The organism is Flavobacterium sp. (assembly GCF_043722275.1).
GTDB lineage: Bacteria > Bacteroidota > Bacteroidia > Flavobacteriales > Flavobacteriaceae > Flavobacterium.
Genome location: NZ_JAYSPC010000065.1, coordinates 14,419 through 31,480, shown reverse-complemented (window position 1 = coordinate 31,480; position 17,062 = coordinate 14,419). Strand labels below are relative to the sequence as shown.

General features: G+C 34.7%; 11 protein-coding genes. 7 read left to right on the top strand and 4 right to left on the bottom strand.

The genetic code is table 11. The annotated features are described in order from the left end of the window. Positions 1 to 39 precede the first annotated feature (39 nt). Positions 40 to 1,014, top strand: coding sequence for a polyprenyl synthetase family protein (locus tag ACHZDT_RS09355; RefSeq protein WP_394774358.1), 975 nt, complete (start codon positions 40 to 42; stop codon positions 1,012 to 1,014). 264 nt (positions 1,015 to 1,278) lie between these two features. Here ACHZDT_RS09355 and ACHZDT_RS09350 read toward each other — a convergent pair whose 3' ends face one another. The 3 genes from ACHZDT_RS09350 to ACHZDT_RS09340 all read right to left on the bottom strand — a co-directional run bounded on the left by ACHZDT_RS09350 (position 1,279) and on the right by ACHZDT_RS09340 (position 7,115). Beyond that, positions 1,279 to 3,144: a trehalase family glycosidase gene (locus tag ACHZDT_RS09350; protein WP_394774357.1), complete on the bottom strand. Its 1,866-nt coding sequence runs from the start codon at positions 3,142 to 3,144 to the stop codon at positions 1,279 to 1,281. Beyond that, positions 3,134 to 4,354: an MFS transporter gene (locus ACHZDT_RS09345; protein WP_394774356.1), complete on the bottom strand. Its 1,221-nt coding sequence runs from the start codon at positions 4,352 to 4,354 to the stop codon at positions 3,134 to 3,136. The genes ACHZDT_RS09350 and ACHZDT_RS09345 overlap by 11 nt, the downstream gene beginning before the upstream one ends. 121 nt (positions 4,355 to 4,475) lie before the next feature. Next, the gene (locus ACHZDT_RS09340; protein ID WP_394774355.1) at positions 4,476 to 7,115 is read right to left on the bottom strand and encodes a TonB-dependent receptor; all 2,640 of its coding nucleotides are present in this window, start codon (positions 7,113 to 7,115) and stop codon (positions 4,476 to 4,478) included. A gap of 163 nt (positions 7,116 to 7,278) precedes the next feature. Here ACHZDT_RS09340 and ACHZDT_RS09335 point away from each other — a divergent pair, with 163 nt between their 5' ends. Both ACHZDT_RS09335 and ACHZDT_RS09330 read left to right on the top strand, forming a co-directional pair. Then, complete coding sequence (locus ACHZDT_RS09335; protein WP_394774354.1) at positions 7,279 to 8,304, top strand: LacI family DNA-binding transcriptional regulator; 1,026 nt, start codon at positions 7,279 to 7,281, stop codon at positions 8,302 to 8,304. A 40-nt stretch (positions 8,305 to 8,344) separates the two neighbouring features. Beyond that, a complete protein-coding gene (locus ACHZDT_RS09330; RefSeq protein ID WP_394774353.1) occupies positions 8,345 to 8,701 on the top strand; it encodes a hypothetical protein in 357 nt (118 codons plus the stop codon). A gap of 495 nt (positions 8,702 to 9,196) precedes the next feature. Here ACHZDT_RS09330 and ACHZDT_RS09325 read toward each other — a convergent pair whose 3' ends face one another. Next, positions 9,197 to 9,748, bottom strand: coding sequence for a hypothetical protein (locus ACHZDT_RS09325; protein WP_394774352.1), 552 nt, complete (start codon positions 9,746 to 9,748; stop codon positions 9,197 to 9,199). A 116-nt stretch (positions 9,749 to 9,864) separates the two neighbouring features. Here ACHZDT_RS09325 and ACHZDT_RS09320 point away from each other — a divergent pair, with 116 nt between their 5' ends. The 4 genes from ACHZDT_RS09320 (at position 9,865) to ACHZDT_RS09305 (ending at position 17,054) form a co-directional block, all read left to right on the top strand. Beyond that, entirely contained in the window at positions 9,865 to 12,642 is a 2,778-nt protein-coding gene (locus tag ACHZDT_RS09320) for a 2-oxoglutarate dehydrogenase E1 component (protein ID WP_394774351.1), read from the top strand. Positions 12,643 to 12,719: 77 nt separating this feature from the next. Beyond that, positions 12,720 to 13,964, top strand: a complete 1,245-nt coding sequence (odhB, locus tag ACHZDT_RS09315; RefSeq protein WP_394774350.1) for a 2-oxoglutarate dehydrogenase complex dihydrolipoyllysine-residue succinyltransferase — start codon at positions 12,720 to 12,722, stop codon at positions 13,962 to 13,964. Positions 13,965 to 14,179: 215 nt separating this feature from the next. After that, positions 14,180 to 16,660 carry a TonB-dependent siderophore receptor gene (locus ACHZDT_RS09310; protein WP_394774349.1) on the top strand — a complete coding sequence of 827 codons (2,481 nt, stop codon included), beginning with the start codon at positions 14,180 to 14,182 and terminating at the stop codon, positions 16,658 to 16,660. Positions 16,661 to 16,721: 61 nt separating this feature from the next. Beyond that, complete coding sequence (locus ACHZDT_RS09305) at positions 16,722 to 17,054, top strand: hypothetical protein (protein WP_394774348.1); 333 nt, start codon at positions 16,722 to 16,724, stop codon at positions 17,052 to 17,054. The last annotated feature ends 8 nt before the right edge of the window (positions 17,055 to 17,062 follow it).

Sequence of the window (17,062 nt, the reverse complement as noted above, 5' to 3'; positions counted from 1 at the left end):
GAATTGTATCTTTGAGGCTCGCAATTCAGATTATATTTTATGCACGATATTAGCCAATACCAGGATTTTTTTATCAATTATTTAGAAAACCAAAGCATCAGCAAAGAGCCTAAAAACCTTTATGAACCCATTGAATATATTTTAGGTCTGGGCGGAAAACGTATGCGTCCCGTACTAACTTTAATGGCTTCAGAAGTTTTTGATACTGATTATAAAGTGGCACTTCCGGCAGCAATGGCGGTTGAGGTTTTTCATAACTTTTCACTGGTTCACGATGATATTATGGATGATGCGCCTTTGCGAAGAGGACAGGAAACCGTACATGAAAAATGGGATTTGAATACCGGAATTCTTTCCGGCGATGCGATGCTTATTCTTGCGTATCAATATTTTGAACAATACGAACCAATCGTTTTTAGGGATTTAGCAAAATTATTCAGCAAAACTGCTCTTGAAGTTTGCGAAGGACAACAATGGGATGTTGATTTTGAAAAAAGAAACGATGTTACAATTCCGGAATATCTAAAAATGATCGAATATAAAACAGCCGTATTAGTTGCAGCAGCCATGAAAATGGGCGCGATTGTAGCTAAAACTACTGAAAAAGAAGCTGATTTAATTTATGATTTCGGATTAAACTTAGGATTGGCTTTCCAACTCCAAGATGATTTTTTAGATGCTTTTGGAGATCCTAAAACTTTTGGAAAACAAGTTGGAGGAGATATTATTGTCAACAAAAAAACCTATTTATACCTCAAGGCTCGTGAATTTTCATCTCCAGAAAAAGCTTCAGAATTAGAAAAATTATTCAGTTTACAATTAGAAAATAATACTGACAAAATAGCAACTGCAAAAACTATTTTTAATGAAACAGGAGCTTCAAAAGCAACGCAGGAAGCAATCGAAATGTACACTTTTAGAGCTTTTGAAACTTTAGAAGAAATGGATATTAACGCTGAAAAGAAAGATATTTTAAGAACATTTGGTGAGAACTTAATGGGAAGAAAAGTTTAGTTTTCAAAAGGGCTTCGACTCCGCTCAGCCTGACATCACGAGTGTCATCCTGAGCAGAGTCGAAGGCTCGTTTACATAATAAACCCGACAGTCCCGAAGCCTCGGGATTAAAAACCTGTCGGGTTTGTCATTTTCAAGCACTAAAAAGGGCTTCGACTCCGCTGAGCCTGATATCACGAGTGTCACCCTGAGCGGAGTCGAAGGCTCGTTACATAGTAAACCCGACAGGTTTTTAAAAACCTGTCGGGTTTGTCATTTAGGGCATTAGAAAAGTTCATCCGGATCAACTAAATCCGATAATTTTTGTTTTAGATTATTTTCTAAAATTGTCAATCCATATTGATAAGAAGCGTTCATCCAGCCAAAACCTTCTTCGGTGATATAATCAAACTCAGTTCCTACGTTTCCGTATTCTGCAAAGATCTTGTGCGAACTTATAGACAAGTCAAACTTCTCCGGTATGGTTCCATTATAATCAACCGCATTTCTGGTAATCAGCCAAAGCCAGCGATATACCATTTCCTGTGCTTCTTCGTTAAAATTATAATTCAACAAACCTTCCCACAAAAGCATTTGATGCGGTGCCCACCCAAACGGATAATCCCATTGTCTGATTGGTGCATTTTCATCAACATCAGCAATTGATTCTTTGGTACATCCGGCAATTCCTCCTTTCATTTTAAACCTTGGCAATGTCTTTTTAACCAAAATTTCGGCTTGTTCCGGCGTACTTATTTTCGCCCAAAGCGGATAAAATGTTGGTGCAGCTTCAAAAAAATGTTGCTTTTCGTTTACAAAATCATAATCGAGATAACAGCCGGATTCTTCATTCCAGCACAAATTATTAATTTTCTCTTTTCTCAAATCTGCTTTCGAAATCCAATATTCACTTGAATAAGATTTATCCTCAAAATACTGAAATTCATTTTTAAAATATTTCTTAATTAAAAAAGCAATATCTGTTTCGTATTTATAAAGCAAACTATTGATTGCAACGGTATTTAAATTGGCACAAACTCCAACTAATCTGTTCGTAGTATCATGACCACTTTCTCGCATGCTGCGATCGTGAATAAAATACTTATCAAGTTCTTCATCAACAACTTCTCTTTCGAGATATTTCTTTTCGAATTCACGCGTTGATAAATTGTATTTCGGCGCATATTGTTCCAGAATATCATCAAAATGACCTTCTTCAACCTCAAACGGAAGTCCGATTCCTTCGGCTTTATAGCGATTCAATCCGTTTGCTGTAAGTCGTTTTCCTTCTTCCATCCAAACGGTTTTGTATTCTTTTATAGCCGTTTTTAAATGTCTTTCAATCCAGAAAATATCAGGATTAGATTTCTCTAAAACATCAATAATTAACGACGTATAAAGTGGCGGTTGTGTTCTGGTTAAATAATAACTTCTGTTTGCGTTTAGAATTTTTCCGTAATGATCGATTTGGTATTTAAAATTCTCGGCAATGCCTAAAGCCAGTTCTATTTTATCATCAATCAAAAGTCCTTTGGCAATAAAATAACTGTCCCAACCGTACATTTCATTAAATCTTCCGCCGGGAACAACAAACGGAACGCCAGAAATTTCATTGTTCTTAATTTGAAGTGCCAATGCTAAAATTCCTGGTTTTTTATTCAGCGATAAAACATATTCCGGCGAAATATTTTTAGGCATTTGTACCACTTTTAACTTTGGAGTTGTGGCTTCTAATTTCTTGAAATAATCAAAAACAATTTCATCGCCAAAAGGAACATACAAATACGAAATCGCATTTTCGATCTTATTGTCTTCCAGAATTTTCTTTACGCCATTTGCATCAATTGTTCTCGTTAAACCTTTCCAATACAGGTTTTTAATTTTTCCTGAAATTCGTTTTACGGGATCTTCGGTGATTTCATTCAGATCAATTTCGGCAAATTCAGTATTGTTTTTTTTAGCCAAAGCAAGTTCCTGCAATAAGTTCGAAAGCTGATAAGTTCCCTCAATAACCGCAGAATTTCCGTTTTCACCATTCAGCAAAAACTTTTTTGGCCCGTTATCATCGATAGTTATTTTTTTATCGCCATCAGTATCTTCCTGAGCTAATAATTTTTCGATTGTTTGGGTTATATGTAATTTAAATTTCATCTTTTGCAGTTATTTTTTTAAGAATAAAAAAGGATATTAATAATAAAGACATTGGAATTAAAGTAAAATAAAATGCGTTTTCCGGTCCTTCATTTTTAAAAAGCCAACCCGTTATTCTGGAACCTAATGTTCCGCCTAGAGCAGAAAAAATCACGATTAATCCTGTCATTGAACTTTGTAAATTCTTTGGCAAAGCACTTAATACAATCGAATTTAATAAAGGATAAATAGGCGCAATAAACAATCCGATTAATGGAAATGCAAAACCAATTAACGGAATATCCGAAAGTGTATTGATATTTTTGACTTCTAATCCAACTGTTTTTGGAAGTACAAAAATCACAATCAACATGGCACAAAATATACAAAAACTCAAAACCCAGATCCAGTTTACTTTTTTAGTTACAATACCTGCAATCATTCTTCCAATGGCTAATGAAATGGCTAAAATACTCGCCATCATAATACTGATATTCTCCGGTAAATGAAGCACTTTTGTATTGAATGTTGGTAACCACGACAAAATTCCCTGTTCGATCATGACAAACAAAAAGACACTAATTACAAAAATTACAGTCAGCAATTTTGCCATTAATTTGAACATTTGCATGAAATCATCTTTAAGGTTTGCTCCTGCAGAAATTTCGGCTTCTTCGAATTTTACAAAAAGTAAAAACAGAAACGACAGAAACGATAATCCTGCCAAAAACCAATATACATTCAACCATGAATTAGGATCGTTTTCGTTATTAAAAGCCGGAAATAAAAAGTATGCCAATGCAATACCAACCATAAAAAAACCTTCAATACTGCTCATTAAAGCGTTGTGTTCTTTTTTGGTTTCGGTCACGGTTCCTATTAACGAATAAACGGAAACTTTGATCAAAGCAAATGAAACTCCAACGGTTGCAAAAAGAATTTTAGCATTGTCAAACGAATTTCCAAAATACATAGAAATACAAGCCAAAGTAACCAATCCTAAACCTATCAACATCGATTTTCTATAGCCGATTCGGGGCAAAAAGGAGGCGATAAAAAAAGATACAATTGCAATGGGCATGTCTTTAAAAGCTTCGAGAATACTTGCCTGAACTTCATCTACTCCGTAATTTTTCTGCGATTTTAAAATCACAATGCCTACGCTGTTCAATAAAATAGCGAAGACAAAATAATTGAGATAAAGTGAGATTTTGATTCCTAGGTTTTTCATTTTTTGGGATGTGATTTTCGTTGTGGTGGTTTGCTTACGGTGCGGAGACGCACTGCTGTGCGCCTCTACGATCCCGTAATTTTATATAAAACCTTTAATATTGTGTCTTTACAATATAAATTTAGAAATTAATCGCTACCGAAAATCTAAAGGCACGTCCTAAAATAGGTCTTGCCATAAACACATCGCTTGCCGCAGATGTTGTTTGTCTTGGATCTCCTTCAGTCAAACCAATTTCGTTGAATAAATTCGAAGCATCAACCGCAAAACGAAGATTATTATAGGTATAATTTAAACCTGCTCCAACTTCTTTATAAGCCGGTAAAACTTGTTTATTATCCTGATTCGTGAATTTTTTATCATAATAAGAGAACTGAACATACGCTGTCAAATCTTTTGTAATATCAACTTCCGGTCTTAAATTACAGAAGAATTTAGGGATTCTACGAGCTGTATTTCCGTTGAAATCAAAAGCAGAACCATCAGCATTTGTGCCTGTAAAATTATCATATTCCGGTTTTTGAACGGTGAATGTAAAGTTCAGTTTTACCATTTCGTATCTTGCATTGGTTTCTACTTCAAGACCAATATTGTTTACGTCAGCAAATTTATTTTCAGAACTTCCATCAGATAAAATATCGGTGAAAGCCACATTTTTTAATCCCATGTGAAATAAATTCGCGTTCACAGAGAAGAAAGAATTAGCATATTTATAACCCAATTCAATTTGATTCACTTCTGTATTTTGAAGTTTACTTAAATCTGCTGCATTATCATAAAATGATTCTTCAATTGGTGATCTAAAACCGTGGCTGTAACGAGCATAAGAAGCCATTTTATCATTGAATTTATAATTTCCTGCCGCAGTATATGACCATTCGCTCACATCATATCTCCAATATGTATACGGATTTCCTTTTACAGTTGTCACCGCATCATCGGCCGTATTATTGTCTAAAAGTCCTAAGTTTTCAGCAAAAAATCTTGCGTTGTCTCTGTAACCTGAATATTTGTCTTTGTTGTATCTTAAACCTGCATTGAAAGTAAGATTATCTGTGGCTTTAATTTCCGCGTCAGCGTAAATATCATTCAAAAGTCCTTTTGTTTGAGCGTCTCTTTCAAGCCATGTAATTCTTTCTACACCGTTCCAGGTATGATCAACTCCGGTTGTATTGTCTTTTACGTTCAACAATCTTGGATTATCCGAAACTCCAACTAAATAAGAATTCCAGTTCCAGTATTGGTTCGATTTCCAGTTAGAATAATAGTAACCAGCCGTTAATTTTACAGGATCTAAATCAAAATTAAAAGAGAAATTGTTCGCAAAATTGTTCATCTTTTTCTCAATGTGCCAAAGATCAGCTCTCATAATTAAAGCATTTGGATCCAGCGTTTGACCGTTATCCACATAAGAATACGTTAGATTACTTGCAGTTGTGTTTTGAACGCTAGTTGCATAACCATCTTGTGTCCAAGGTCCGCCATTTGGGAAAATAGCATTGTAATTTAAATCAATATTCGTTTGTTTGAAAGAGTTTTTGAAAGTCACTTTCTCCGATATTTTCTTTTTAAATTCAGCGCCAATTGAGTTAATAATTGGGTGAGAACCATCTTCTAAATCTGCGCTAAAAGTTCCGCCACCGTATTGAGGCACATTCAAACGACTGAAATTTACTGATGTTAATGTTCCGTAATTTGGATTAAATCCCGGAATTCCTTCAATTTTTCCGTTATTGCTTTTTAGCGGAATTGGTAAATAGAACGTGTTTCTGTCATCAAGATGTTTGAAATTGATTCTTAAATAATCGTCGTCATCAAATTTATAAGTGATGTTTCCTTTTATTTGTCCGCCTTTATTTGCTGTAAAACCTGTATTTCTTACTCCATTATCAGCTCTGTAAAAACCGCCGACATTAAAAAATAATTTGTCTTTAATTAAAGCTCCTGATAAGTTAAGATCAGTTCTGAACATTCCGTAATCTGAAGTTGTGAATTTTGCTCTTCCTTTAAATTCATTTTGTCCTGTTTTAGAAATAAAATTGATAATTCCTCCAGGCGCATTGTTTGCAAAAATTGATGCAGAACCTCCACGAACGGCTTCCATTTTACTTACGGTTTCGTCAAGTCTGTAAAATGTATCAGCGTTGGCAAATTGCAAAGCTCCATCTTCAAAAACCGGCAATCCGTCTTCCTGAATTTGTACATATTCATAAGCTCCCGCAGACGGAATTCCTCTTGCAAAAAGGTTGTTTCCTATTTCTCCTCCAGATGCTTCAACCACAAATCCCGGAATTGTCTGTAATAAAGCTGCCGTACTTGATGGCGCTCTGTCTTCGATTGCTTTTGCTCCCATTGTCGTAATCGCAACGCTGGATTCCAGTTTTGATCTTGGTGCCGAAGATCCCGTCACCACAACTTCGTTTAAACTTTGTGATTCTCCTTCGAGAAGTAAATTTGCCTCTAAGGATTCTCCTTCTTTTATTGCAACTTTTTTCTCGAAGGTTTTATAACCTACATTCGTTGCAACAATAGTATAAGTTCCTGCATCGATATTCGAGAATGAATATCCTCCGTTTTCATCTGTAACAGTGCTTTTACCTGTTTCCTTGATTGATACATTTGCTCCTGGAACTGTTGCTCCGCTGTCGTCGAGTACTTTTCCGGTAATAGTATTTTGATTTTGCGCAAACAAATTATTTGGTAAAGAAAATAGGCAAAACATCAAAAGTAATGTACCTAAATATTGGTGTAGCTTTTTCATTTTTTTATTCGGTTAGTTAGTAATTATGGTTATCATTGTCAAACTTAGTAACTAATTATAAGGAATATAAGAATTTAAAATCGAAAACGTTTTCGAAAACACCTAAAACGTTTTCGGAACTTAAAAATTTATCAATACAGTTTATTTTTAGTACTTTTATTTCATGAATGACACAAAATTAATAGATATAGCCTCGGCATTAGGAATTTCGGTTACCACGGTTTCAAAAGCCCTGAAAGGATATACGGATATTAGTAAAGCTACACGTGCAAGGGTGATTGAAATGGCAGAAACCATGAACTACATGCCAAATTCTGTTGCAGTAAATTTGCGCACCAATGAAACCAAAACCATTGGTGTTATTATTCCGGCTACGGTTCATCACTTTTTTTCGAGTGTTTTAAATGGAATTCTGGATGAAGCTGAGAAAAGAGGATATCTTGTCATTATATTACAATCAAATGAAAAATATGAGCTGGAAAAGAAACAGCTTGCTCTTTTGATTCAGAAACGAGTTGATGGTGTTTTAATGTCGCTTTCAAACGAAACAGATGATTTCACTCATATTAATGAAGCGATCCGCAAAAATACTCCGGTTGTTTTATTTGATAAAATTGCAAAAAGAGTAGATTGCTCGAAAGTTGTAATCAACGATGCAAAAGCTGCTTATGATGCAGTTACATATCTTATTAATAAAGGATTTAAAAAAATTGCCCATTTTAGAGGTTCCTATGTTCCGCAAAACTCGATTGATCGCTTTTTAGGTTATAAAAGAGCGCTCGAAGCACACGGAATTGAGTACGATTCGAAACTGGTTTACGTTTGTGATAATAATACCGATTTTGAAGATGGTTATGAAAATGCGCAAAAAATAATGACCGAAAATCCGGATATCGACGCCATTTTTGCGATAACTGATTTGGTAGCCATCGGGATTATTAAATATTTTAACGAAGCCGGAATAAAAACACCTGAACAAGTGGCTGTTTTTGGCTTTAGCAATTGGTTTATGAGCACGGTTATTTCTCCAAAATTAACCACGATTGATCAGCCAGGATTCGAAATGGGACATCAGGCTGTTTCGCTTTTAATCGATGAAATTGTCGACATAAAAGAACATCGCCCCGTAACGCATCAAATTATTGAACTTCCTACAAGAATCATTGAACGTGAATCGACAGTTAAATGATTTTTTAGTTTTAACTTTGCCTCAATCTTAAAAAGCATCAATGTTTCCGATTCCTGAAAATACCGATTTTTTATTGGCTGATGCCGAAAGTGAAAATTTATATATAAGTCTGATTGAGCAAATTAATAAGGACTTTAATTTGGCAAACGAAGGAATTGATTTTCCGTTAAGTATTTCTCCCGATGAACTAAAAATTCAGCTTCACGAAAAAATCTACCGAATGATTCAATACAAATTTGCTGAGTATCTCAACCTGCTTTATATTATAGATGTATCCGAAAGTGAAATAAAAAAATTGGATGGTTCTGATTTGGTGATTCTTGCCGAACAGGTTTCGTTTTTAGTTTTAAAAAGAGAATGGCAGAAGGTTTGGTTTAGGAATCATTACTCTAAATAAAGTTGCTGAGTTGGTAAGGTTCTAAGTTACTAAGGTTTTCTGTCTTGCGTTAAAATTTATAGATGCAGTTTAGTCTCAAATGGGACAAATGTTGGTGGTCTTATTAATGTTCTACCAATAGATAATCTCTCCGAGATATATTTTTGAAATTAAATATTTGGTAAAAATGTCATTGTATTATTCCGAAGACTTGGGGCTTTGTTACAAAATAGATTATTTCACAGCATTTTCTAAAAGCAGTTCCGTAGGAACAAAATATATTGTAGGGATGGATTTTAATCCATTCTTCGCAATAAACCACAATCTTGTCCTTCTGACGAGTTCGGATAAAAAAACAATCGTTGCTAAACCCAACAGGTTTTAAAAACCTGTCGGGTTTACGGTTTCGTATAATCTGTACTTTCCGAAAGAAAGACTCTCTTTAAATAATATTTTTTTTTACAAAGACTCCTTTTCAAACCTTTGAAACTTTGCCACTCTGAAACTTTGAACCTCCTAAAAATAAACTCTCACAAAAGGCATAAATCCAGATCCGTAAAGGCTTCTATTCGGATCATACAAAACATCATAACGGGCGCCAATTGTGACGCTTCCGGTTCTGTAACCCGCACCTAAATATAAGGCTGTATTCCAATAATTATCTGAATAACTGGGTCTGTATGGAGTCGAATTATAATCTGTATTTACGCGAACTTGCTCTAGTTCTGCAGATAATTGAATTTCAGGAATTGGGTTTACAAGACCAACCACGCTTCCGCCATAAACAAATGAGTTATAGTAGCTTTTTGATGATAAATAACCAAATTGCAAGCCAACACCAACCGCGACAATTTCGTTTATATTGTAGATAGCGCTTGGCATTACAGAGATATCTGTGTATCCGGAACCTATCCCTAAACCAAGTCCTCCACCAAATTGAACCTTGTCCCAAAAATGATTGCTGTTGTCAATTACATAGTTTTGTTGTGCAATTGCTGAACTGGAGAATAAGACTATCAAAATCACAAATAAATTCTTGCAATCGATTGAAAATTGAATTTTATTCATAGTTGAGTCTACTTTTAACAAATTTTTACGTAAAAGTACGTAAAAAAAAGGTTTAAATAAAGTCGATTGTTGTACTTTTGCCATTCTATTTAACAAAAAGTATATTCACTAATATTATGGATAGGTTTTCATTTTTAAATGCAGCGCATACAGAGTTTTTCGCACAATTATACGATCAGTATTTAGTAAATCCAGATAGCGTTGAGCCAAGCTGGAGAAGTTTTTTTCAAGGTTTCGACTTTGGACAAACAACTTATAATGACGAAAATCCAGTTCAACAGATTGTTGAATATGTGACTAGCCCAAACACAGATTACAGTCAGGTTTCAGAAAAACTGCAAAAAGAATTCAACGTTCTAAAATTAATTGATGGATACCGTACCCGCGGACATTTGTTTACTAAAACAAACCCGGTTCGTGATCGTAGAACTTCTTCTCCAACTTTAGATATTGAGAATTTCGGATTAACAACTGCTGATCTTTCTACAGTTTTTGATGCTGCTCAGACTATCGGAGTGGGACCATCTACATTACAAGACATTGTTACGCGTCTTCAATCTATTTACTGCCAGCATATTGGTATTGAATATATGTACATCAGAAATCCTGGTGTTGTAAAATGGATTCAGGATAAATTAGCTGTAAATGTTAATCAGCCTAACTTCAATTCTGAAGAAAAGAAAATCATTTTAGATAAATTAAACCAAGCTGTTTCTTTCGAGAACTTCTTGCATACTAAATATGTAGGTCAAAAAAGATTTTCATTAGAAGGTGGTGAAACTATCATTCCGGCTCTTGATGCTTTGATTGAGCAAGCTGCTGAAAAAGGTGTTGAACAATTCGTAATGGGAATGGCTCACCGTGGTCGTTTGAACGTTTTAGCAAACATCTTTGGCAAATCTACTCAGGATATCTTTGGTGAGTTTGACGGTAAAGATTATGATCAGGAATATTTTGATGGTGACGTAAAATACCACTTAGGTCTAACTGCTGACAAAAAAACAAGAACAGGAAAAAATATCAATATCAATTTAGCACCAAACCCATCTCACTTAGAAACGGTAGGAGCTGTAATTGAAGGAATCACAAGAGCAAAACAAGAGAAATATTTCCCTAATGATTTCTCAAAAGTATTGCCAATTGCCGTTCACGGTGATGCTGCAATCGCAGGTCAGGGTATTTTGTATGAAATCATTCAAATGGCTCAACTTGACGGTTACAAAACCGGAGGTACAATTCATATAGTAATCAACAATCAGGTTGGTTTTACAACTAATTACCTAGATGCCCGTTCATCTACTTATTGTACAGATGTTGCTAAAGTAACGCTTTCGCCAGTTTTACACGTAAATGCTGATGATGCTGAAGCTGTTGTACACGCAATATCTTTTGCATTAGATTACAGAATGCAATTTGGTCGTGACGTATTTATTGACTTGTTAGGATATAGAAAATACGGTCATAATGAAGGTGATGAACCTCGTTTTACACAACCCGTTTTATATAAAATTATCTCAAAACATAAAAATCCAAGAGATATTTATGCTGAGAAATTATTGTCAGACGGCGTAATCGATGCATCTTATGTAAATGCTTTAGAAAAAGAATACAAATCTACAATGGAGGAGAATTTAGAAGCTTCCCGTAAAAAAGATTTGACAATCATAACTCCATTCATGAAAAACGAATGGGATGGATTTGTTCAGGTAACAGATACGCAAATGCTTGAAAAAGTAGATACTTCATATTCAAGAGAAGGTCTTACTGCTGTTGCAAATGCAATTTCTAACTTACCGGAAGACAAACAATTCATCAGTAAAATTCAAAAATTAATCAACGACAGAAAAACAATGTTCTTCGAAACCAACTCATTAGATTGGGGAATGGCAGAACATTTGGCTTACGGATCATTACTTCAGGAAGGTTATGATATTCGTATTTCAGGTCAGGATGTTGAGCGTGGTACTTTCTCTCACCGTCATGCTGTTGTTAAAGTTGAAGATTCTGAAGAAGAAGTAATCCTTATTAATAACCTTGAAGGTAAAAAAGGAAATTTCAATATCTACAACTCATTATTATCAGAATACGGAGTTCTTGGTTTTGATTACGGATATGCATTAGCATCTCCAAACGCATTAACAATTTGGGAAGCACAATTTGGAGATTTCTCTAATGGAGCTCAAATTATGTTAGACCAGTATATTTCATGTGGTGAAGATAAATGGAACAACCAAAACGGTATTGTTTTATTATTACCTCACGGATACGAAGGCCAAGGAGCTGAACACTCTTCGGCAAGAATGGAGCGTTATTTACAACTTTGCGCAAGACAAAACATGTATGTTGCAGATTGTACAACTCCAGCCAACTTCTTTCACTTGTTAAGAAGACAAATGAAAACGAAATTCCGTAAACCTCTTATTGTATTTACACCAAAGAGTTTATTGCGTGATCCAAGATGTGTTTCTAATATCGAAGATTTAGAAAAAGGAAGTTTCCAGGAAACTATTGATGATAATACAGTAGATAAAAAAGCAGTAAAAACTTTAGTTTTTGTTACAGGTAAATTCTACTATGATATTGTTGCTGAAAGAGAAAACAACGGAAGAAATGACGTTGCAGTTGTTCGTATTGAGCAATTATTCCCTTTACCGGTTGAGCAATTAAAAGCAATCATTGCACAATATCCAAATGCTGACGATTATGTTTGGGCTCAGGAAGAACCTAAAAACATGGGAGCTTACAGCTTTATGTTAATGAACTTTGATCTTGTAAAATGGAGATTAGCTTCATTAAAAGCTTACGCTGCACCAGCATCAGGAAGTTATACACGTGCAAAACGTCGTCATGCAGATGCAATTAGAATGGTATTCGATAAAGATTTATTCAGATAAAAAAATGTTTCAAGTTTAAATTTTCAGGTTTAATTACATGAAACTTTAAACAATTAAAACTTTAAACAAAAACAAAGATGATTTTAGAAATGAAAGTCCCATCACCAGGGGAATCAATAAAAGAAGTTGAAATTGCAACTTGGTTAGTAAAAGACGGAGATTATGTAGAAAAAGATCAAGCTATTGCTGAAGTAGATTCAGACAAAGCAACTCTTGAATTACCGGCTGAAATGAGCGGAATTATTACGCTTAAAGCAGAAGAAGGTGATGCAGTTGCTGTAGGAGCTGTGGTTTGTTTAATTGATACTGATGGTGTAAAACCAGCAGGTGATGCTCCGGCAGCTAGTCCCGAAGCTTCGGGACCAAAAGCTGAAGCACCTAAAGCAGAAGTAAAAGCTGAGGCGCCAAAAGCTCCAACTCAAGCTCCGGCAGCTACAAATTATGCATCTGGAACTCCATCTCCGGCAGCAAGAAAAATATTAGACGAAAAAAATATAGCACCGGCAACTGTTTCAGGAACTGGTAAAGGCGGAAGAATCACTAAAGATGATGCTGTAAATGCAGTGCCTTCTATGGGAACTCCAACTGGAGGAAACCGTGGATCTGAGCGTACAAAATTATCAATGTTGCGTCGTAAAGTTGCTGAGAGATTAGTAGCTGCTAAAAACGAAACGGCAATGTTAACGACTTTCAACGAAGTTAACATGACGCCAATCAACTTGATTCGTAACGAATACAAAGATGCTTTCAAGGCAAAACATGGTGGTCTTGGTTTAGGTTACATGTCTTTCTTTACAAAAGCAGTTACAAGAGCATTAGAATTATATCCTGATGTAAACTCAATGATGGACGGTGATTATAAAATCGCTTATGATTTTGCTGATATCTCTATCGCAGTTTCAGGACCTAAAGGTTTAATGGTTCCTGTAGTTCGTAATGCCGAAAACTTAACTTTCCGTGGAATTGAAGCTGAAATCAAAAGATTAGCTTTAAGAGCTCGTGATGGTCAAATTACAGTTGACGATATGACTGGCGGAACTTTCACAATTACAAATGGTGGTGTTTTTGGAAGTATGTTAAGTACTCCAATTATCAATCCTCCACAATCAGGAATTTTAGGAATGCACAATATTATTGAGCGTCCAATTGCTGTAAATGGTAAAGTGGAGATTCACCCAATGATGTACGTTGCCCTTTCTTATGACCACAGAATTATCGACGGACGTGAGTCTGTTGGTTTCTTAGTTGCTGTTAAAGAAGCTTTAGAAAATCCAGTTGAATTATTGATGAATGGCGACGCTAAACGTGCTTTAGAATTGTAATTGTACTAATTTTCGACAACAATATAAAACCTGTTCATTCACTTGAACAGGTTTTTTTTCTTAATATTGGCTTAAATCTTGCTTAAGATGTTAATTTTTTAAACAAACGTAAATTTTACCCTTTAAAAAATATTTTATTTAGAATAAATAAAAATAGCTTGTTTGATTGATATTCTACGATTAAATTTGCACTATTAAATCAATTCTAAATAAAAATGAAATATAAATTTACAATTTCTTTTTTGAGCTTTTGTTTTTTTCTATTAGCTGCTACAAATATTACAGCTCAGGAAAAAGCCAGTGTCAAAGGTCAAATTAGCTTAACCAACAATCAGGCTGCAGACAATGTTTCAGTAATTCTAAAAGGAACAAAAATTGGAACTAATACTGACAGTAATGGTTTTTATGAAATTAAAAATCTTAAACCGGGAAACTACGTAATTAGAGTTTCTGCTGTTGGACATTCATCTAAAGAAAAAAGCATTTCTCTTAATAATGGAGATGACGTAATTGAAGATTTTACTATTAGTTCAAACTCAGAACAATTAGACGAAATTGTAGTAAATGGAAATAAAAAAAATCCATTAGCTCGCAAAGAGAATCAGCAAGTTTCAAGATTACCGCTTAAAAATCTTGAAAACCCACAAGTTTACACTACTATTACAAGTGAACTTTTAAAAGAACAAGTAGTCACAAATATCGACGACGCACTTAAAAATGCACCAGGATTAACACCACTTTGGGCTTCTACAGGACGTGGTGGAGATGGAGCAGGATATTTCTCTTTAAGAGGATTTGCTGTTCAGCCAACTATGATCAACGGATTACCGGGATTAACAAACGGAAGTTTAGACCCTGCTAATATTGATAAAATTGAGGTGATCAAAGGACCATCTGGAACTTTATTTGGAAGTAGCCTAATCTCTTACGGTGGTTTAATTAACATCACTACAAAAAGACCATATGACCATTTTGGTGGTGAGGTAAACTATATTGCAGGAAGTAATGGTTTAAACAGAGTTACTGTAGATGTAAATACTCCATTAGACGAAGAACATAAAATCAATTTCCGTGTAAATAGTGCTTACCACACAGAAAACAGTTTTCAGGATGCCGGATTTAAAAAATCATTCTTTTTTGCACCATCATTATCTTACCAGGTTAGTGATAAACTTTCGTTTTTCATTAATACAGAATTCATGAGCAACAAACAGACGAATGCAACAATGTTGTTTTTGGACAGAGGTACTGCTCTAAGAGTTCACAACATGGATGAGTTAGGTTATGATAATAAACGTTCTTATACAAGTAATCAACTTGTTATGGAAACTCCATCTTACAGTCTTCAAGGGCAAATGAATTACAAATTTAATGACCAATGGACTTCTCAAACTGTGGTTTCCAGAGGTTCTTCTTCATCACAAGGATATTATTCTTATTTATATGAAGGAACACGATTTGCACCAACTGAGATAAGCGAAGGAATTGTTTTAGGACGTTCTATGAATTACCAAAACTCTACAACGCTTACAACTGATATCCAACAAAATTTCATTGGAGATTTTAAAATAGGGAACATGAGAAACAGAATCGTGGTTGGTTTAGATTACTTCAATAGAGGAGCAATTGACAATGGTTCTAATTATGTGTCAAATGGGAATGTTTATATTGGTAATCTGGATCTGGCAACTGTGAATCAATATCTTTATAAAATTACTGATCCTAATGATTATATCACTAACGGTGATAATGGAAATTTAACTAAAGCTGGAACTGATGCTCTTATCGCTAATGCAGGACTAAGCACTAATAAAACAAAACAAGAAGTTTATAGTGTTTATGCATCTGACGTAATTAACTTCACTCCTGCTTTATCTGCAATGGCTAGTTTACGTGTTGACCGTTTTATTACAGCGGGTGATTTAAGCACAAACGCAGATGATTTCAATCAAACTGCTTTCTCACCAAAATTCGGATTAGTTTATCAGCCAATTATTGATAAAGTATCTCTTTTTGCTAATTACATGGATGGTTTTGCAAATTCTGCTCCTGTAACAGAAATTTTATCTGACGGAAGTACACGACCAAGAACTTTTAAACCAGAGCATGCTAATCAATTTGAAATTGGAACAAAATTGAACATCTTCAGAGATAAATTATATGCAACATTTAGCTATTATAATATTGAAGTAAAAGATCAGGTTTATGTTGTTTATGGCGCTACAACGCAAACAGCTTTTCAAGATGGAGCACAAAAAAACAAAGGTTTTGAAGCTGAAATTGTTGCTAATCCAATTCCAGGATTAAATATTGTTGCCGGATATAGCTATAATGATGCTGTTTTACTTGCTGGTGATCCAGACTTCGTAGGTCACAGACCAGAAAGTGGAGGACCTCAAAACTTAGCCAATCTTTGGGCAAGTTATAAATTTCCAGAAGGAGATTTACAAGGTTTTGGTTTAGGTTTTGGAGGAAATTATGCCAGCAAAAACAAAATCATGAACCGCACAATTGCCGGAACATTTACTCTTCCTGAGTATACTGTTTTAAATTCTTCTATTTTCTACGGAACAGAAAAATATACATTGACATTAAAACTTGACAATATTGCTAATGTTGACACTTACGATGGCTGGTCTACAATTCATCCAAGAAATATGAGAACTGTTTCTGCTAGTTTTTCATACAAATTCTAATAAAAATAAAACAAACACCTTTCTCGTTAAACAGAAAGGTGTTTTTTAAATTCATAAAATCATGATAACAATAGCAAGTCTTATCGTTTTTTTAGCTTTTTATACTCTTTATTACACATCCAAAAGAGCTACTTTATCTTATGATTTAGGTTTTGAAAAATGGATGAAGAGCAACCCAAAACCAACTAAAATTGTGGGCTTAAGTCTTCTTCTTCTTGCCTATTCATTATGGTTAATTACACAATCTTTGTGTTGCGGAACCTTGATGTTTTTTATCCAATTAATGACTATTGGAAGTTTAATCATCATTTTAACTCCATTAAAAAAAATTAACCGATTCGCTATTATTGCCCTTTTTGTAATTGTTGCTTTACTAGAATTTTATTACCACTAACTTATTTC